9 protein-coding genes, 1 other RNA gene and 1 pseudogene are annotated in these 18,787 nt (G+C 63.4%); 9 read left to right on the top strand and 2 right to left on the bottom strand.

Features of this window, described 5'->3' with window-relative positions:
* Positions 1–31: 31 nt before the first annotated feature.
* Positions 32–2,428 (bottom strand): xanthine dehydrogenase molybdopterin binding subunit, encoded by a 2,397-nt coding sequence (gene xdhB / locus UW3_RS0123050; protein WP_010226030.1) that lies wholly within the window; start codon positions 2,426–2,428, stop codon positions 32–34.
* Positions 2,421–3,875 carry a xanthine dehydrogenase small subunit gene (xdhA, locus tag UW3_RS0123045; protein ID WP_010226028.1) on the bottom strand — a complete coding sequence of 485 codons (1,455 nt, stop codon included), beginning with the start codon at positions 3,873–3,875 and terminating at the stop codon, positions 2,421–2,423. Before xdhA ends, xdhB begins: the two co-directional genes overlap by 8 nt.
* Before the next feature lie 272 nt (positions 3,876–4,147).
* On the opposite strand from xdhA, the gene UW3_RS0123040 reads away from it, so the two are divergent.
* The 9 genes and pseudogenes from UW3_RS0123040 (at position 4,148) to ffs (ending at position 18,780) form a co-directional block, all read left to right on the top strand.
* Positions 4,148–4,807, top strand: a complete 660-nt coding sequence (locus UW3_RS0123040; RefSeq protein WP_010226026.1) for a GntR family transcriptional regulator — start codon at positions 4,148–4,150, stop codon at positions 4,805–4,807.
* 2 nt (positions 4,808–4,809) lie between these two features.
* On the top strand, positions 4,810–8,298 hold the full coding sequence (gene smc, locus UW3_RS0123035; protein WP_010226023.1) for a chromosome segregation protein SMC: 3,489 nt from the start codon (positions 4,810–4,812) through the stop codon (positions 8,296–8,298).
* Positions 8,299–8,502: 204 nt separating this feature from the next.
* A complete protein-coding gene (gene zipA, locus UW3_RS0123030; protein WP_010226021.1) occupies positions 8,503–9,372 on the top strand; it encodes a cell division protein ZipA in 870 nt (289 codons plus the stop codon).
* A 153-nt stretch (positions 9,373–9,525) separates the two neighbouring features.
* Positions 9,526–11,880, top strand: a complete 2,355-nt coding sequence (ligA, locus tag UW3_RS0123025) for an NAD-dependent DNA ligase LigA (protein ID WP_010226020.1) — start codon at positions 9,526–9,528, stop codon at positions 11,878–11,880.
* Between the two features lie 61 nt (positions 11,881–11,941).
* Complete coding sequence (locus UW3_RS0123020) at positions 11,942–13,093, top strand: zinc-binding metallopeptidase family protein (RefSeq protein ID WP_010226019.1); 1,152 nt, start codon at positions 11,942–11,944, stop codon at positions 13,091–13,093.
* Between the two features lie 48 nt (positions 13,094–13,141).
* Positions 13,142–13,606, top strand: coding sequence for a hypothetical protein (locus UW3_RS28445; RefSeq protein WP_145997587.1), 465 nt, complete (start codon positions 13,142–13,144; stop codon positions 13,604–13,606).
* A 27-nt stretch (positions 13,607–13,633) separates the two neighbouring features.
* Positions 13,634–14,245: pseudogene (locus UW3_RS28440) on the top strand (NEL-type E3 ubiquitin ligase domain-containing protein); the annotation flags it as partial.
* A gap of 129 nt (positions 14,246–14,374) precedes the next feature.
* Entirely contained in the window at positions 14,375–18,622 is a 4,248-nt protein-coding gene (locus UW3_RS0123005) for an NEL-type E3 ubiquitin ligase domain-containing protein (RefSeq protein WP_026001478.1), read from the top strand.
* Between the two features lie 117 nt (positions 18,623–18,739).
* Positions 18,740–18,780: signal recognition particle sRNA small type (gene ffs, locus UW3_RS27950), an RNA gene on the top strand.
* The last annotated feature ends 7 nt before the right edge of the window (positions 18,781–18,787 follow it).

Genomic DNA, 18,787 nt, shown 5'->3' with positions numbered 1-18,787 from the left:
TGTGGGAGCTGGCTTGCCAGCGATAGCGGACTCACGGTGTCACTGTCTCAACCTCGGTAGCAGGCTGTTGCGCCGCCACCGCCTTGCGCACCTGCTCGCAACCCCAGAGCACCCGCTCCGGCGTCGCCGGCGCATCGATCAGCGGGTGCACGCGGTAGTCGCCCAGGCTCGCCACGGCGTCCTTGATCGCGCACCAGGCGGCAATGCCGAGCATGAACGGCGGCTCACCCACGGCCTTGGAGTGGAATACCGTGTCTTCCGGGTTCTTGCGGTTCTCCACCAGCTTGACGCGCAAATCCACCGGCATGTCGGCCACCGCCGGGATCTTGTAGCTGGCCGGGCCGTTGGTCATCAGCTTGCCCTTGGCGTTCCATACCAGCTCTTCGGTGGTCAGCCAGCCCATGCCCTGGATGAACCCGCCCTCGACCTGGCCGATGTCGATGGCCGGGTTCAGCGAGGCGCCCACATCGTGAAGGATGTCGGTGCGCAGCATCTTGTATTCGCCGGTCAGGGTGTCGACGATCACCTCGGCACAGGCCGCACCGAAGGCGAAGTAGTAGAACGGCCGGCCGCGGGCCTGGCTGCGGTCGTAGTAGATTTTCGGGGTCTTGTAGAAGCCGGTGCTCGACAGCGACACCTGAGCAAAATATGCCTGTTGCACCAGGGCTTCGAAACTGAGGATTTCATCGCGCACACGCACGTGGCCGTTGCGAAACTCGACGTCTTCCTCGCTGACCTTGTATTGACGGGCGGCGAACTCGGTCAGGCGTTTCTTGAGGATCTCGGCGGCATTCTGCGCCGCCTTGCCGTTCAGGTCGGCGCCGCTGGAGGCGGCGGTCGGCGAGGTGTTGGGCACCTTGTCGGTGTTGGTCGCAGTGATCTGGATGCGCTGGAAATCTACCTGGAACACTTCGGCCACCACCTGCGCCACCTTGGTGTTCAGGCCCTGGCCCATTTCGGTGCCGCCGTGGTTCAGGTGAATGCTGCCATCGGTGTAGATGTGCACCAGGGCGCCAGCCTGGTTGAGGAAGCTGGCAGTGAACGAGATACCGAACTTCACCGGGGTCAGCGCCAGGCCTTTCTTGAGGATCGGGCTGTTGGCGTTGAAGCGGCGGATCGACTCGCGGCGCTCGGCATAATCGCTGCTGGTTTCGAGCTCGGCGGTGATCTCTTCGAGCATGTTGTGCTCGACGGTCTGGTAGTAATGGGTGACGTTGCGCTCGGTCTTGCCATAGTAGTTGGCCTTGCGCACCGCCAGCGGGTCGAGGGCCAGGTGGCGGGCGATGTGGTCCATGACCTCTTCGATGGCGACCATGCCTTGCGGGCCACCGAAGCCGCGGTAGGCGGTGTTCGACGCGGTGTTGGTCTTGCAGCGGTGGCCATGGATGGTGGCATCGCCCAGGTAATAGGCGTTGTCGGCGTGGAACATGGCGCGGTCGACGATCGACGCCGAGAGGTCCGGCGAGCAGCCGCAGTTGCCGGCCAGGTCGAAATTGATACCGTGCAGGCGGCCGTTGTCATCGAAGCCGACGTCGTATTCGATGTAGAACGGGTGGCGCTTGCCGGTCATGAGCATGTCTTCGACCCGCGGCAGGCGCATCTTGGTCGGCTGGCCGGTGAGGTGCGCGATCACTGCGCACAGGCAGGCGGGGCTGGCCGCCTGGGTTTCCTTGCCGCCGAAACCACCGCCCATGCGGCGCATGTCAACGACGATCTTGTTCATTGGCACGTCGAGGACTTCCGCCACCAGCTTCTGCACTTCGGTGGGGTTCTGGGTCGAGCAGTAGACGATCATTCCGCCGTCTTCGGTGGGCATCACCGAGGAGATCTGGGTTTCCAGGTAGAAGTGCTCCTGGCCGCCGATGTGCAGGGTGCCCTGCAGGCGATGCGGGGCGCTGGCCAGGGCGCTGACCGAGTCACCGCGCTGGTGGGTGTGGCTGTCGAGCACGAAGTGTTGCTTGCGCAGGGCCTCGACCACATCCAGCACTGGCTCCAGGTCTTCATATTCGATGATCGCGGCCATGGCCGCGCGGCGCGCGGTATCCAGGTCGCGGGCAGCGACGGCGACCACCGGCTGGCCAACGAACTCGACGGTGTCGATGGCCAGCAGCGGGTCACCGGGCAGCAGCGGGCCGATGTCCTTGAGGCCCGGTATGTCTTCATGGGTGATGGCGATGCGCACGCCTTCGAAGGCGTAGCAGGGGCTGGTGTCGATGCTCAGCACCCGTGCATGGGCGCGGTCGGACAGCCGCGCATAGACATGCAGCTGATTGGGGAACTCCAGGCGATCATCGATGTACACCGCTTCGCCCGACACATGCTTGTCGGCGCTATCGTGCTTGAGGCTGCGGCCAACCCCGGTGGTCAGGTCCTGGCTGAACAGTTCGGCCAGCTCTGCCTGGCTTTTGGCGACGTGATGGTTAGACATAAGCGGTCACCCGAGTTTCGATGTGCGGTGTTTGCAGTTCGATGAAGTATTTGCGCAGCAGGTTCTGCGCGCTGAGCAGGCGGTATTCTTTGCTGGCACGGAAATCCGAAAGCGGCGTGAAGTCCTCTGCCAGGGCCTGGCAGGCGCGCTCGATGCTGGCCTGGTTCCAGGCCTTGCCGACTAGCGCTGTTTCGCAGGCGCGGGCCCGTTTCGGGATCGCCGCCATACCGCCGAAAGCAATGCGTGCAGCCTCGACCACGCCGTTGCTGATGCGCAGGTTGAACGCCGCGCAGACTGCCGAGATGTCATCGTCCAGGCGCTTGGACACCTTGTAGGCGCGGAACGCCCAGTCGGCACGGGCCCGTGGCACGACGATCTTCTCGATGAACTCGCTATCCTGGCGCGCGGTGATGCGGTAGTCGATGAAGTAGTCTTCCAGCGCCAGGGTGCGGGTGTTTTCACCCTTGCGTAAAACGATCTGCGCATCCAGGGCAATCAGCAGGGGCGGCGAGTCACCGATCGGCGAGGCGTTGCCGATGTTGCCGCCGAGGGTGCCCTGGTTACGGATTTGCAGTGAGGCAAAGCGGTGCAGCAACTCGCCGAAGTCCGGGTACTCGCGGCTCAGGGCGTCGTAGCAGTCGGTCAATGGCGTGGCTGCGCCGATTTCCAGGTGCTGGTCGTGCGTCTCGATGCGCTTGAGTTCGGCGACGTTGCCGACATAGATCATCACCGGCAGGGTCTTGTGGAACTGGGTGACTTCCAGCGCCAGGTCGGTACCGCCAGCCAGCAACCGGGCTTCGGGGTGCGAGCTGTAGAGGTCGGCAAGGTCGGCCACGGTCAGCGGCACCAGGCAGCGCTTGTCGCCACTGTTGAGCTCACCGGTTTCGCTTGGGGCGATAGCTTTGAGGCGGGCGATGGTCTGGGCTTCGCTGGCATCGAACTGATCAGGCTTGGCCTGGCAGCAGGACTGTTCGGCAGCGGCCAGGATCGGCCGGTAGCCGGTGCAGCGGCAGAGGTTGCCGGCCAGGGCTTCCTGGGCCTTGTGCAGGTCGGGGGCGTCGCTGTTCTTTTGCAGGGCAAACAGCGACATGACGAAGCCCGGGGTGCAGAAGCCGCATTGCGAACCATGGCAGTCGGCCATGGCCTGCTGCACGCTGTGCAGCTTGCCCTGGTGCTTGAGGCCTTCGACGCTGATCAGCTGTTTGCCGTGCAGCGAGGAGACGAAGGTCAGGCACGAGTTGAGGCTGCGGTAGCGGATGTGCTCGCGGCCGTCATCGTTCTGCGCCAGCTCGCCGACCACCACGGTGCAGGCGCCGCAATCGCCGCTGGCGCAGCCTTCCTTGGTACCGGACTTGCCCAGGTGTTCACGAAGATACTCGAGGACTGTCAGGTTGGGGTCCAGGGCATGCTCACTGCGCAGCTCCTGGTTAAGTAGAAACTGGATCACGGGAAGGCCTCACAAGCGACTTATTGTTGTTGAGCGGACTGTAAGCAGACTTGATTTTCAGGTCAATAATTTTCTGACCTTCGGGTCAGGAAATTTCTCGTGGCGCTTCCGCCCTTTTACAGGTGCTCAGTTATGAGCATAGTTGGCCCTGTGTGATCCGAATCTTTTGCGTCAATCGTGCCAACTTCTGCCAAATGGCCACTGCGCGGCGTGGGGGCAAGTGCGCTACAATTCGGCGCTTGTGCACAGTTCAATGATTTTGAAGGAAAACCATGACGTTCAAGGCGCCGGACAGCCTCTCCGAGCAAATTGCCCATTACCTGGCCGAGCGGATCATTCGCGGTGAGCTCAAGCCCACCGAGCGGATCCAGGAGCAGAAGGTCACCCAGGCATTGAATGTCAGCCGTGGTTCAGTGCGCGAGGCGTTGCTGATCCTCGAGCGCCGGCACCTGGTGACCATCCTGCCGCGTCGTGGCGCCCATGTGACCGAGCTCGACGAACACAACGTGCGCAGCCTGTGTACGCTGATGGGCGAGCTGTATACCTTGCTCGGCAACGCCGTGGCCCTGAACTGGCGCAATGAGGGCGACCTGCTGCCGTTCCTCAAGATCCAGCAGCGCCTGACCAGTGCATTCGAACGCCAGGACATCCGCGTCTTCGTCGAAGACAGTTTCGCGGTGATGCGCGCCGCCTATCCGTTCGCCAACAACCCCTACCTGCAGGAAACCGTCGAGAACCTGCAACCGGCCATGAGTCGTGCCTATTACCTGGCGCTGGATCAGCGCAAGGCCAACATGAACGACTTCCTGGTGCTGTTCGCCAACCTGCTCGAGGCCGTGGTGGCCCGTGACCCGCAGCGTATCCGCACGGTGCTGGCCGAGTACTGCCAGCGCAGCTGCGAGCTGGTGCTGGCGGCGCTGGCGACTGCCTGAGCATGCGCCTCAAGTGCATTCGCCTGGCCGGGTTCAAGTCGTTCGTCGACCCCACCACGGTCAACTTCCCCAGCAACATGGCCGCCGTGGTCGGGCCCAACGGCTGCGGCAAGTCCAACATCATCGATGCGGTGCGCTGGGTGATGGGCGAAAGCTCGGCCAAAAACCTGCGTGGCGAGTCGATGACCGACGTCATCTTCAACGGTTCGACCAGCCGCAAACCGGTGAGCCAGGCCAGTATCGAGCTGGTGTTCGACAACGCCGACAGCACCCTGGTGGGCGAGTACGCGGCCTATGCGGAAATCTCCATCCGCCGCAAGGTGACCCGCGACGGGCAGAATACCTATTACCTCAATGGCGCCAAATGCCGGCGCCGTGACATTACCGATATCTTCCTCGGTACCGGCCTGGGCCCGCGCAGCTACTCGATCATCGAGCAGGGGATGATCTCCAAGCTGATCGAGGCCAAGCCCGAGGACCTGCGCAACTTCATCGAAGAAGCGGCGGGCATTTCCAAGTACAAGGAACGCCGGCGCGAGACCGAGAACCGTATCCGCCGCACCCACGAGAACCTCGAACGCCTGACCGACCTGCGCGAAGAGCTCGAGCGCCAGCTCGAACGCCTGCATCGTCAGGCCCAGGCGGCCGAGAAATACAAGGAATACAAGGCCGAGGAGCGTCAGCTCAAGGCACAACTGGCGGCCCTGCGCTGGCAGGCCCTGAACGATCAGGTGGGCCAGCGCGAAGCGGTGATCGGCGACCAGGAAGTGGCCTTCGAGGCCCTGGTGGCCGAACAGCGCAATGCCGATGCCAGCATTGAGCGCCTGCGTGATGGCCACCATGAGCTGTCCGAGCGCTTCAACCTGGTGCAGGGGCGTTTCTATTCGGTCGGCGGCGATATTGCCCGGGTTGAGCAGAGCATTCAGCACGGCCAGCAGCGTCTGCGCCAGTTGCAGGATGACCTCAAGGAGGCCGAACGCTCGCGCCTGGAAACCGAGTCGCACCTGGGCCATGACCGCACGATGCTCGCCACCCTGGGCGAAGAGCTGCAGATGCTCGAGCCCGAGCAGGAGCTGACCCTGGCCGCTGCCGAAGAGGCCGCCGCCACCCTGGAAGACGCCGAAACCACCATGCACGGCTGGCAGGAGCAGTGGGACAGTTTCAACACCCGCTCGGCCGAGCCGCGGCGCCAGGCCGAGGTGCAGCAGGCGCGTATCCAGCAGCTGGAAACCAGCCTCGAGCGCCTGGCCGAGCGCCAGCGCAAGCTTGGCGAAGAGCGCGATCAGCTCAGTGCCGACCCGGAAGACGCCGCGATCCTCGAACTGGGCGAGCAGGTCGCGACCAGCGAACTGCTGCTTGAAGAACTGCAGATAGAAGAGCTGCAGGTGGTCGAGCAGCTCGAAGCGCTGCGCGAACAGCTGCAGCAGGCGGTACAGGCCCAGCAGCAAGCCCAGGGCGAATTGCAGCGCCTGGGCGGTCGCCTGGCGTCACTGGAAGCCCTGCAGCAAGCAGCGCTCGATCCTGGCACCGGCACCGCACAATGGCTGCGCGAGCAGGGCCTGGAGCAACGTCCGCGCCTGGCCGAAGGCTTGCGCGTTGAGCCGGGTTGGGAGCTGGCGGTGGAAACCGTGCTGGGCGCCGATCTGCAGGCGGTGCTGGTTGACGACTTCAATGGGCTGGACCTGAGCGCCTTTGATCAAGGCGAGCTGCGCCTGCTCGACAGCCGCGGCCAAGGCGTGCGCATGCCCGGCAGCCTGCTCGACAAGGTCGAAGGGCGCATCGATCTGGCGCCCTGGCTCGGCCAGGTCAAACCGGTAGAGCGCCTCGAACAGGCCTTGGCCCTGCGCACTCAGTTGGCCGAGGGGCAAAGCCTGATCAGCCGGGACGGTTACTGGGTGGGCCGGCACTTTTTGCGTGTCAGCCGCGCCAGCGATGCCCAGGGCGGGGTGCTGGCCCGAGGTCAGGAGCTGGAGCGCCTGGGCCAAGAGCTGCAAGAGCACGAAGCGACGCTGGAACTGCTGGAGGCCAGGCTGCAGGAGCAGCGCGAGCAGCAGCAACAACTTGAAGAGCGCCGCGAGCAACTGCGCCGCCGCGCACAGGACGAAGCGCGCCAACAAAGCGAGCTCAACGCCCGGCTCTCGGCCGGCAAGGCCCGCGCCGAACAGTTGAGCCTGCGCCGCCGGCGCCTTGAAGAAGAGCTGGCCGAGCTGCTCGAACAACGCAGCATCGAGCACGAAAACCTCGGTGAGTCACGCCTGCAACTGCAGGAAGCCCTCGACCTGATGGCTCAGGACACCGAGCAGCGCGAGCTGCTGCTGGCTCAGCGCGACAGCTTGCGCGAACGTCTCGATCGGGTGCGTCAGGAAGCCCGTCAGCACAAGGATCATGCCCATCAATTAGCGGTGCGCCTGGGGTCATTGCGCGCCCAGCACGATTCCACCCGCCAGGCCCTGGAACGTCTGGAACTGCAGTCCGAGCGCCTGAGCGAGAAGCGCGAACAGCTGACCCTGAACCTGGAGGAGGGCGAGGCGCCGCTGGAAGAGCTGCGCCTCAAGCTTGAAGAACTGCTGGAAAAACGCATGAGCGTCGATGACGAAATGCGTCAGGCGCGGCTGCACATGGACGAAGCCGACCGTGAGCTGCGTGATGCCGAGAAGCGCCGCACCCAGGCCGAGCAGCAGTCGCAACTGCTGCGTGGCCAGCTCGAGCAGCACCGGCTGGAATGGCAAGGGCTGAGTGTGCGGCGCAAGACCTTGCAGGAGCAACTGCTCGCCGACGGCTACGACCTCGACGGGGTACTGGCAACCCTGGGCGAGCAGGCCAGCGAGCAGGAAGCCGAGCAAGAGCTCGAGCGCATCGATGCGCGCATCCAGCGCCTGGGCGCGATCAACCTGGCGGCGATCGACGAGTACCAGCAGCAGTCCGAGCGCAAGCGCTACCTGGATGCCCAGGACGCCGATCTGGTCGAAGCCCTGGACACCCTCGAAAACGTCATTCGCAAGATCGACAAGGAAACCCGCAACCGCTTCAAGGATACCTTTGATCAGATAAATGCCGGATTACAGGCACTTTTCCCAAAAGTTTTCGGTGGTGGCAGCGCTTACCTGGAACTGACGGGCGAAGATCTACTCGATACAGGGGTGACGATCATGGCGCGGCCACCGGGCAAGAAGAACAGCACCATCCACCTGCTCTCGGGCGGTGAGAAAGCGTTGACCGCCCTGGCCCTGGTGTTTGCCATTTTCAAGTTGAACCCGGCACCGTTCTGCATGCTCGACGAAGTCGATGCGCCGCTGGACGATGCCAACGTCGGGCGTTACGCCCGGCTGGTGAAAGAGATGAGCCAGACAGTGCAGTTCATCTATATCACCCACAACAAGATCGCCATGGAAATGGCCGATCAACTGATGGGGGTTACCATGCATGAACCGGGTTGTTCACGGCTGGTGGCGGTGGATGTGGAGGAGGCGATGGCCATGGTCGACGCCTGATTTGAAGCAATAAGGTGTGAACCAGCGGTAAATGGCCCTGTCAGTTGCGACAGACGGTGTAAAGTTATCTTTGGTCGTGCTAGCTTAATGTCACTTATTTTTTTGCGTGGGTAAAACGCCTGTCAGAACATAGAGTTGGCGCCACGTTTTAAAGGGGTTTAAACCCTTTATTTTTCAGCATTTTTTACAGAGGCACGGGATTACATGGAAATCGGTCTGCGCGAGTGGCTGATCGTCATCGGCATTATTGTCATTGCCGGTATTCTTTTCGACGGCTGGCGCCGCATGCGCGGCGGCAAGGGCAAGTTGAAATTCCGTCTGGACCGCAGCTTTTCCAACCTGCCGGACGATGACAGCAGCGGTGGCACCGAAGTGATCGGCGAGCCGCGCGTGCTCGACACCCACAAAGAGCCAGCGCTGGACGAACACGATTTGCCGTCGATGAGTGCGGGGCGTGAGCGTGAACCCAAGGTCGGCAAGGGCAAGCGCAACAAGCGCGGCAACGAGCCACAACAGGGTGACCTGAACCTGGCCGCCGAACCGCGTGAGCCGGACCTGTTCGGCAATGCTGACGATGACTTCCCCGACGAAAGCCCGAAAACCACTGGCTACGGTTCCAGCGAAGGCAAGGACCTGCCGCCGGTTGAAGAAGTGCTGGTGATCAGCGTGATTTCCCGCGACGAAGGCGGCTTCAAGGGCCCGGCGTTGCTGCAGAACATTCTGGAAAGCGGCCTGCGTTTCGGTGAAATGGACATCTTCCACCGGCACGAAAGCATGGCCGGTAATGGCGAAGTGCTGTTCTCGATGGCCAACGCGGTCAAGCCGGGCGTGTTCGACCTCGATGACATCGACCACTTCAGCACCCGTGCGGTGAGCTTCTTCCTCGGTCTGCCGGGCCCGCGTCATCCGAAGCAGGCCTTCGACGTGATGGTGGCGGCAGCGCGCAAGCTGGCCCACGAACTCAACGGCGAGCTCAAGGATGACCAGCGCAGTGTGATGACCGCGCAAACCATCGAGCACTACCGCCAGCGCATCGTCGAGTTCGAGCGCCGGGCGCTGACCCAGAAGCGCTGACAGCATCGCCGGCAACGCCGGCTCCCACAGGGTTCGGTGTATGCGGTCCTTGTGGGAGCCGGCCTTGCCGGCGATGAAGCCTCAACCGATAGTAGAGACATGCCCCAAAGAGCAGCCAAGGCTGCTCTTTTGCTTTGCAAGAGACGACACATCATGACCGCCGAATCCCGAATCCTTGAACTGCGCGCCGAGCTCGACCAGCACAACTATCGCTACTACGTGCTCGATGAGCCGAGTGTGCCCGACGCTGAGTACGATCGCCTGTTCAATGAACTCAAAGCCCTGGAAGCCGAACATCCAGGGCTGGTGACCGCTGACTCGCCGACCCAGCGTGTTGGCGGCTCGGCGTTGTCGGCATTTAGCCAGGTGCGCCACGAAGTGCCGATGCTCAGCCTGGGCAATGCCTTTGAAGAAAATGACCTGCGCGAGTTTGACCGTCGTGTGGTTGAAGGCCTGGATCTGCCGGCTGGCGACCTGCTGGGTGACGGCGCCGCAGTCGACTACAGCTGCGAGCCCAAGCTCGATGGCCTGGCGGTCAGCCTGCTGTACCGTGATGGGCAACTGGTGCAGGGCGCAACCCGTGGCGACGGCACCACGGGGGAAGACATCAGCGTCAATGTGCGCACTGTGCGCAACATCCCGCTCAAGCTGCAGGGCGAAGGCTGGCCGGCAGTGCTGGAAGTGCGTGGTGAAGTGTACATGTCCAAGGCCGGGTTCGAGCGCCTGAACCAGGCGCAGATCGACGCGGGCGGCAAGACCTTCGCCAACCCGCGCAATGCCGCCGCCGGCAGCCTGCGCCAGCTTGACTCGAAGATCACCGCCAGCCGCCCGCTGGAATTCTGCTGCTATGGCGTCGGCCAGGTATCGGCGCCGGTTGCCGACACCCACATCGGCACCCTGGAGCAGCTCAAGGCCTGGGGCATGCCGATCAGCCGCGAGCTGCGCCATGCCGCTGGCGTGGCCGAGTGCCTGGAGTACTACCGCGACATCGGCGCGCGGCGCAACGAGCTGCCTTACGAGATCGACGGCGTGGTGTTCAAGGTCAACAGCCTGGCTTCCCAGCGCGAGTTGGGCTTCCGCGCCCGTGAACCGCGCTGGGCGATTGCCCACAAGTTCCCGGCCATGGAGGAGCTGACCGAAGTGCTGGACGTCGAGTTCCAGGTCGGCCGCACCGGCGCGGTAACCCCCGTGGCCCGGCTCAAGCCGGTCAAGGTGGCGGGTGTGACGGTGTCCAATGCCACCCTGCACAACATGGACGAAGTCGCCCGCCTGGGCCTGATGATCGGCGACACGGTGATCATTCGCCGCGCCGGTGACGTCATCCCGCAAGTCATGCAGGTGGTCACCGAGCGTCGCCCGGAAGGTGCCCGCCCCGTGCACATCCCCACCGAATGCCCGGTGTGCGGCTCGCAGGTCGAGCGCACCCAGCTGGTCAAGCGCAGCAAGGGCAAGGAAACCGTCAGCGAAGGCGCTGTGTACCGCTGCGTCGGCCGTCTGGCCTGCGCCGCCCAGCTCAAGCAGGCGATCATTCATTATGTATCGCGCCGCGCCATGGATATCGAAGGCCTGGGCGAGAAGAGCGTCGAGCAACTGGTGGACGAAGGCTTGATCCGTTCGCCAGCTGATCTGTACCAGCTGACCTTTGAGCAGATCGTCGACCTTGAAGGCTTTGCCGAGCTGTCGAGCAAGAACCTGTTGGCGGCCATCGAAGCCAGCAAAAAACCGGGCCTGGCGCGCTTCATCTACGCCCTCGGCATTCCGGATGTGGGCGAGGAGACGGCCAAGGTACTGGCTCGCTCCCTGGGTTCGTTGCAGCGGGTCATGGCGGCGTTGCCGCAGGTGCTGACTTACCTGCCGGACATCGGCCTGGAGGTCGCCCACGAGATCCACAGCTTCTTCGAAGACGAGCACAACCGCACAGTGATCGCGCAGTTGCTCGAACGCGGCTTGCAGTTGCAGGACGAAGGGGAGCTGGGCGCCGAGTTCGCCGCCAGCACTACCCTGGCCGGGTTGATTGCCAAGCTGGATATTCCGTCGGTCGGGCCCACCGGCGCGGAAAAACTGGTGGCCAAGCTCGACAGCCTGGAGAAGATCATCGCCGCTGACGGCATCGACCTGCGCCAGGCCTTGGCGGCCAAGCCGGCCGAAGCGGTACGGGCCTTCTTCCAGGTCGCGGAAAACGCCACCCTGGCCCTGGCCATCGAAGCGCAGCTGCGCGACTTCGGTATGCACTGGTCGAGCGAGAAGAAAGTCGCCGAAGGCTTGCCCCTGGCCGGCCAGACCTGGGTGCTGACCGGCTCGCTGGAACGCATGAGCCGCGATGTGGCCAAGGACAAGCTGGAAAGCCTCGGGGCCAAGGTCGCCGGTTCCGTCTCGGCCAAGACCCACTGCGTGGTCGCCGGCCCCGGCGCCGGTTCCAAGCTGGCCAAGGCCAGCGAGTTGGGCCTGAAGGTGCTGGATGAAGATGCCTTCGTCGGCTTCCTGGCCGGTCACGGCATCGCGGTATAAACACGGCATTGGCGACGGTAACCATGGTCTAGTCTTGGCAGGCAGCCAGGGAGGGATCGCCATGTACCGTTTTTTCGAACAGCTGGGCGCCAGGATCGCCGTGCGCTTCGTCAGCCAGCCGCAACGCCCGGATCGGGTCTGGCAGTGCCAATGCGGGCAGTCGGTGTTCTTTCGCAACAGCCAGTGCCTGGCCTGCCAGTCGGCGCTGGGCTATTGGCCGCCGAGCAACCGGGTGGCGAGTCTCTCGCCCGGGCCTGCAGAGGGGCTCTGGCTGCTCGATGGTGAGCCTGAGGCCGGCCCGCTGCGGCGCTGCGCCAACCTCGATACCCCGGCCGCCTGCAACTGGCTGCTGGCCGACCACGAGCCGGATAGCCTGTGCCTGGCCTGTCGCCTGAACCGGACCATTCCGGACCTTTCCATCATCGACAACCACCTACGCTGGCGCAAGCTGGAAACCGCCAAGCGCCGGCTGACCGCGCAGCTGTTGCACCTGGGCTTGCCGGTGGAGCCGAAAGGCGAGGAGGGTGGCCCGGGCCTGGCCTTCGATTTCATCGGCGTCGACCTTGACGGCAAGGCCCCGGTGACCGGTCATGCCAATGGCCTGATCACCCTTGATGTGCGCGAGGCCGATGACGACTGGCGCGAGCGGGTACGCGTGCAACTGCACGAACCTTATCGAACCCTGCTGGGCCACCTGCGTCACGAAGTCGGCCACTACTATTGGGACCGTTTGATTGCTGGCAGCCATTGGCTCGACGGCTTTCGCGACCTGTTCGGCGATGAGCGCGAAAGCTACGGCCAGGCGCTGGAGCGTCACTATCAGCAGGGCGCGCCGAGTGATTGGGCGGCCGCCCATGTCAGTGCCTACGCCACCATGCACCCCTGGGAAGACTGGGCCGAAACCTGGGCGCACTATCTGCACATGACCGATGCACTCGACACCGCTCTGGCCTTGGGCATGAATGCCAGCAGCCTGGAGCTGGATTTCCCGCCCTTCACCCGTGAGGACCTGTATCGCCCGGATGACCCCGGGGCAAAAGATTTTCTCGCTTTTATCAATGCCTGGGTCGAGCTGTCAGCGATGCTCAATGAGCTGTCGCGCAGCATGGGCCAGGTGGATTTCTATCCGTTCGTGCTGCCGTCGGCGGTGGTGGCCAAGCTGCACTTCATTCATCTGCGCATGGCCGACTGTCAACTGGCGCCGGTGGCATAGCTATGTAGTGCAACTGCTGCCGGGCAATGCAATAGCCTCGTGTCTTTTGTGAAGCCCCAACATGACCCGCTCGAACATCTGCCGGGCTGGTCTGCCGGCGTGCTGCTGGCAAGTGCCGGAACAGACCGCTGGGGCCAGGTGCGTACCCTGGTCAAAAGCGCCGAGGGGCATTTCAGCGTCGAGGGGCAGGAGGGTAGCGATACCGACCGTAATCGCGCCCGGCGCCTGAGTGGCCAGGTAGTGCTGGAGGACCGGTTCAGGCCACCCGCACGCCTGGCCGATGGGCGGATCGGCTATCCCTTGAGTGGCCGTGGTGCGGCGGGCGAGTATTGGCAGTTCTATCGCGACCAGGCCAAGCAGTTGTTTCCGCGGCTTACGGATGCTGTCGATGTGCCCAGGCTGCTCAGGGAAAAAGCCGAGGAACTGGCCAGTTTGCGCAAGTCTTTGAGTCAATGGGTGCAGGATGATGCTGCGCCGCAGTCCAGTGGCGCGCAGCGGGCTGGAGGTGCTTGACCTGAGTAACAACCCCTTGGGCACGTCGCCGAGTACGATGCGGTGCGCACCGAGTTGTTCGACAGGGTCTGGCGCATGGTCGATGCTGCCAGCGCCGACAGTCAGTTGCGTGCCAAGTTGTTCAGGCTGGCGGGCCATCCGCGTACCTGCGGCAACAGTATTGCGCTGAACTTCAGCTACCTGGAAATCCAGGTCCAGGTCTTTCAGGCCCTGTCGGTAAGCGAGAGCTCCCAGGTTACCGCCCGGCTGCTGCGTCTGGGCCAGGGCCTGTTCCGCCTGGACAAGCTCGACAAGGTGGTGCTGGACGGTATCAGGCTGCGGCGGGAAAGCACCCAGGGGCGCTGGCGCGATGTCGAGGAAGTGGAAGTCAGCCTGGGTTATCGGGTCAGGCTGGCCGAAGTGCTGGACCTGCCGGGGCAGCCATCGGCAATGTTGTTCCCGGACCTGGTTCTGGTGCGACTGGTTGCGCCAGCGCGACACCCAGGCATTCCTTGCCCTGCGCAACTCGCTGGAGCAACAGGAGCAGGCGTTGGAAGAGCGTCGGGCCTCGATCAGCGATGCCGAGTACTACGCCGGGTACTCGAGCCTCTACAAAGTGTTCCAGGAAAAAACCGCCGAACCGATCCACAGCCTGAGTGAAGAGGCGGTGCGATGGGATCTGGGGATGTTGCAAGGCTGCGTCGCCTGCACGGGTAGATATCTACCGCCAGGTGCCGCCGAGCGGCCGGTAGCGTGGCGCTTTCCCACTGTTCATACAGAGAAGACGCCATGCTTGAATCCCACGACCCCGCAGACGCTCTGAGCTTCCATGAAGCCTTGCAGCGTACTTTGCCCGCCTGGCTACTTCAGGCCCAGCCCAGTCATCTTGCAGAACTTGCCTACAGCATGGCTCAGAGCCGCCTGTACCGTGCCCGGGTGCAGTCGTTACTGAGCACGTTGCAGGCACTGCCGGGCTTTGTCCATGCAGAACTGAAAAAAGCGCTGGTGCCGGTCTTCGGGCAGGATTTCGACCCGCAGCGTGATCAGTTTTGCCGAGTCACCAGGGTCGCTCAATCCTCGCTGCAGATTCCACCGCAAAGAGTCAGCTACAAGCGCGTGGAAACCCGCCGCAGTATGCTGCAGGCTGCAATGGACAACTTCGAAGCAGAGGAAACCCTGGCTGATACGCTGGGCGAAAGTTACCTGATCGTTGGCAAGCGGGCCCGGGCAGGGGCTGCGGATTTTGCCCGGCGCTGCCGTGAGCTGGACCTGGGCGGGCGTTTTCAGGCGCACCTGGAAGCGCTCTTTACCCCTATGGACGGTCCCGGCCAAACCCAGGGGGCAGCGGCCCGTGAGGTGCACGAGATGCTCGAAGAGCAGCGCCGTTTTGACTTACGGGTAACGGCTTACCTGGCCTGGTTTCAAGGTGACCTGACCGAATGGGGGTTCCGTCTGATGCAGAACCTCACGGCGCAGGCCGGGCCGTTGCGTTTGAAGAACATCGACATCCGCGCCTTTGTTCCCAGCCTGATGGGCGTGGCCCTGCGAGAGGTGCTGGTTATCGGCCAGCATCCGCAGCGGTGCAACTCCCTCGAACAGGCCGCCAGCCTGTTCCTCTACATTCCCGGCGACGCTCAGGGCAGCCTCAAGGAGTTTGCCAGTGTCGCCGAACTGCGGGATGAATGGCAGCAGCGCCTCGGGCTGCCGGGCTATGCAGATTCATTGCTGCGCTTTGCCAGTGTGCAGGATCGCGGCAGGTTGCAGGCGCAGTTGGCAAGTCTACAACCCGCTGGCAGTGTCGAGCTGAGCATCAGCTACCAGGGCACCCCGCTGGCAGCCAACCTGTTCCGCGACATGGTTCGCGCACAAGTTGCCGCCTTGCGTGAAGATGCAGCCAGGCTGGCGGTTCCCACGGCCCAGGTCGATGCGCGGGTGCGTCAACGCAACTGGGAATGGTACGAAACGGCTGGCCTCGACTTGCTGGGCGTTGCCGGCTTGCTCATTCCGGTGCTTGGCGAGGTCATGCTGGGGGTGGCGGCCGTGCAACTGGCCGCTGAAGTCTTTGAAGGCTTCCAGGCTTGGCACAATGATCACCGGGACGAGGCGCTCGAGCATCTGCAGCGCGCTGTGGAACAGGTGGCCGGGGCTGTCGCGCTGGCGGCGGGCGGTCGTGTATTGCAAGAGCTGGCAGAGGCTTCGGGCTTTATGCAAGCCTTGCAGTCAATACGCCTTGTTGGCAACCAACAGCGCCTATGGCACCCCGACCTTGCACCATACCGCCAGGCGGGGCTGCGCCTGGCCGAGGGGCCAGGCGAGCACCCAGGGTTGTTCATGGCCTCAGGCGGCCAGTACTTGCGCATGCAGAAGCACGATTTTGCCGTGGTCAATCAGGGGGATGCCTGGCATATCCAGCCAGTGGACGAGCGCCACACCTTTGCGCCGGCACTTAGGCATAACGGCGATGGCGGCTGGCTGCACGCGGGTGAGTCACCCTGGCAATGGCAGCAATTGCACGTGCTTGGACGCCGCCTCGGGGCATGCGCCGAAGGCCTGGCCGATGAGCAGATTCACCAGGCGCTGGGAGTCTGTGGCTATGATCTTGCGTCCGTTCGCCAGCTGTTGATCGAGCAGCAGCCGCTGCCAGCGGTGATTGTCGATGCCTTCGAGCGGATGGGTGGGGCCAGATTGCCCTGGCCGCAACCGGTCTCCGTGCACGGTCAATGGTTGCTGCGGGACTTTCCCGGATTATCGGTGCGTGCCGCCGAACAAATTGCCGCATCGGCAACCGACGTTGAACTGCAGGTCATGAACCGCCGCCAGCGTGTGGCGCCGGCACTCGCCGAGAAGGCTGTGCGAACCTTGCGTGAACTGCGCCTCAATCGCGCGCTGATCGGCTTTTATCACCGGCAATCGGCAGGCATCGACACCGCTCGTCTGGCGCTGGGGTTACTGCCGCGGTTGCCGGGCTGGCCAGCAGGTGAGTCCCTGGCCGTCACGGCGCAAGAGCTGGTCGAGCAGATCGACCCGCACACGGATGTCATCGCGGCGCTTTTCCAGCGGCTTTCTGCGTCGTTGCAAGGGTCTTTCGCCGAGCCCGCTGAACTGGGTACAGAACTGGCCAGTGAGGCATTGCTGCAGCGCAGGCGGTGTGCGCAACTGCTGGGTTTGCAGAACGAGACAGCCTGGTTGCGTTCACCGCAGCGTCTGGATGCGGGGCGGCTCGGCTATCCGTTGAGCGGCAGGGGGCGCCTTTGGGCCATTCACCCTTCAAGGTCGGGCCAGGTGCGCGCTCTATATCCGAACATGACGGATGGTGAAATCAATCAACTGGTGGCGTATCTGGAGGCTCGCGGCACCACGCTGGCGAGCTACCTGGTGCAGCGCAAGGCCGAGCTCAGGCAACTTGAAAGTGACCTGCGCTACTGGGAAGGGGAGGCCATTGGCGAGGCGTCGACCAGTGCCAGGCGCCGGGTTTCCCGGCAGTTGCGCCGGGCCTGGGGGCGTCAGGCGGAGCGCGCCTACGACCCTCAGGGCAAGGCCTATGGCTTTCGCCTGGATTTGCATGGCGCGCGCATCGGTCGGCTGCCGGAGCTTGAAGCCTGCAACTTTGATGCGGTGGTCGAACTGACCTTGACCGATATGGCGTTGAGCGAAATCCCCCAGGGTTTTCTCGCTGCATTCCCCGATCTGGAGCGGCTTTCCCTCGATCATAATGACCTTCAGCGGCTTACGGCCGAGATCAGCGCCTGCACCAATCTCAAGTATCTCAACCTGTCGCACAACCGATTGTCCTTGACGGCGGAGCAGGCGCAGGCGCTGTCCGGCTTGACCCAACTGGAGGAGCTGAGGCTTGCCGACAACCCGTTGAGTACCGCGCCGAACTTGGAACGGATGCCCTACCTGCGGCGCTTGCAACTGCAAAGCTGTGGGCTGCAAACCTGCCCCGAGGGCCTGGCGGGCAGAGCCTTTCTGGAGCTGGCTGACTTGCGCAACAACGCGATCGTGACGCTCCCCGCCGAGCTGTTGGCAATTGATTCACGGCTGGCGCCGCGGGTGCTGCTGGGTGACAACCCGTTCGACAGCGCTGCCCGTCAAGGGTTGCTGGAGTATCGCCAGCGTACCAACGTTACCCTGGGCGGGTTGGCCCCGCGTCAGCAGGCCACCTGGCATGCCTCCTACTACTGGCTGGACCTGTTGTCGGCGCCCCTGAAAGCGCAGCGTGAACTGCAGTGGGCCCTGGTGGAGCACGAAAGCGGCGCCGGGGCGTTTTTCGATCTGCTGGCGCGTCTCGGGGAGACCGCTGATTACCGTTTGCAACGGGGCGATCTCGAGTGTCGGGTCTGGGCCTTGTTCGATGCGGCCTGGGCAAGCGCAGGCTTGCGTAGCGAGTTATTCGATCTGGCGGTCAGTGATGTTACCTGTGGCGACAGTGTGGCCCTCAACTTCAGTGCCATGGAGGTCCGCATGTTGGCGCATCAGGTTGGCGCCCTGGCGCTCGATGCCAACGACAGCGCTCCATTACTCAAACTGGCCCGCGGATTGTTTCGCCTGGAGCAGCTGGACAGTTTCGCCGACCAGGAGCTGGCCGCCAGGCCTTTGCTGGTGGATCGGGCACGGGATCAGATCGAAGTGCGCCTGGCTTATCGCCTGGGTCTGGCCGATGCATTGGCGTTACCGGGGCAGCCGCGCACCATGCTCCATGACGATTGGGCCGGGGTAGGGCCGCAGCAGTTGGAACAAGCCCGGCTCCAGGTGTTGGCCGATGAGCAGGGTGAGGCCTTGCAGAAGTTCATCTGTTCGCGGGATTTCTGGCAGGACTTTCTGCGGCGCAAGTACCCGGACCGCTTCACCGCCATGCAGAGGCCTTATCGCCAAGCGCTGGAGGCGGCCGCCGAAGAGGACGACAACTATTGGCAGCAGGCGGCGATGATCGGCGAAGCACGGCAGAACGCCTTCGATGCGTTGGTGCAAACCCTGACCCGCGAAGAGAGCACAGCGCCGGCAGATGCTGGCCAGGAACGCCAAGTCATTGAGTAACGATGAGTTTTTAGCAATTAAAGGTTGTAACTTGGCCTGATGCCGGTACAATGGCGCGGCTCGTCGCCAGATGAGCATGCGTTATGGTGACCCCATCGGTCCCCCCGCAACGATCAGCCGTGAACCCGGTCAGGCCTGGAAGGGAGCAGCCGCAGCGGTGACATT

Origin of the sequence: Pseudomonas donghuensis (assembly GCF_000259195.1) — a bacterium.
Lineage (GTDB): Bacteria > Pseudomonadota > Gammaproteobacteria > Pseudomonadales > Pseudomonadaceae > Aquipseudomonas > Aquipseudomonas donghuensis.
The sequence above is the reverse complement of the archived record's forward strand: the minus strand, read 5'-3'. Positions and strand labels throughout refer to the sequence as shown.

Coding starts and splice junctions, on each gene's coding strand:
- xdhB (WP_010226030.1), bottom strand. CDS start 2,428: ATGTCTAACCATCACGTCGCCAAAAGCCAGGCAGAGCTGGCCGAACTG.
- smc (WP_010226023.1), top strand. CDS start 4,810: ATGCGCCTCAAGTGCATTCGCCTGGCCGGGTTCAAGTCGTTCGTCGAC.
- zipA (WP_010226021.1), top strand. CDS start 8,503: ATGGAAATCGGTCTGCGCGAGTGGCTGATCGTCATCGGCATTATTGTC.
- ligA (WP_010226020.1), top strand. CDS start 9,526: ATGACCGCCGAATCCCGAATCCTTGAACTGCGCGCCGAGCTCGACCAG.
- UW3_RS0123005 (WP_026001478.1), top strand. CDS start 14,375: ATGCTTGAATCCCACGACCCCGCAGACGCTCTGAGCTTCCATGAAGCC.
- UW3_RS0123020 (WP_010226019.1), top strand. CDS start 11,942: ATGTACCGTTTTTTCGAACAGCTGGGCGCCAGGATCGCCGTGCGCTTC.
- UW3_RS0123040 (WP_010226026.1), top strand. CDS start 4,148: ATGACGTTCAAGGCGCCGGACAGCCTCTCCGAGCAAATTGCCCATTAC.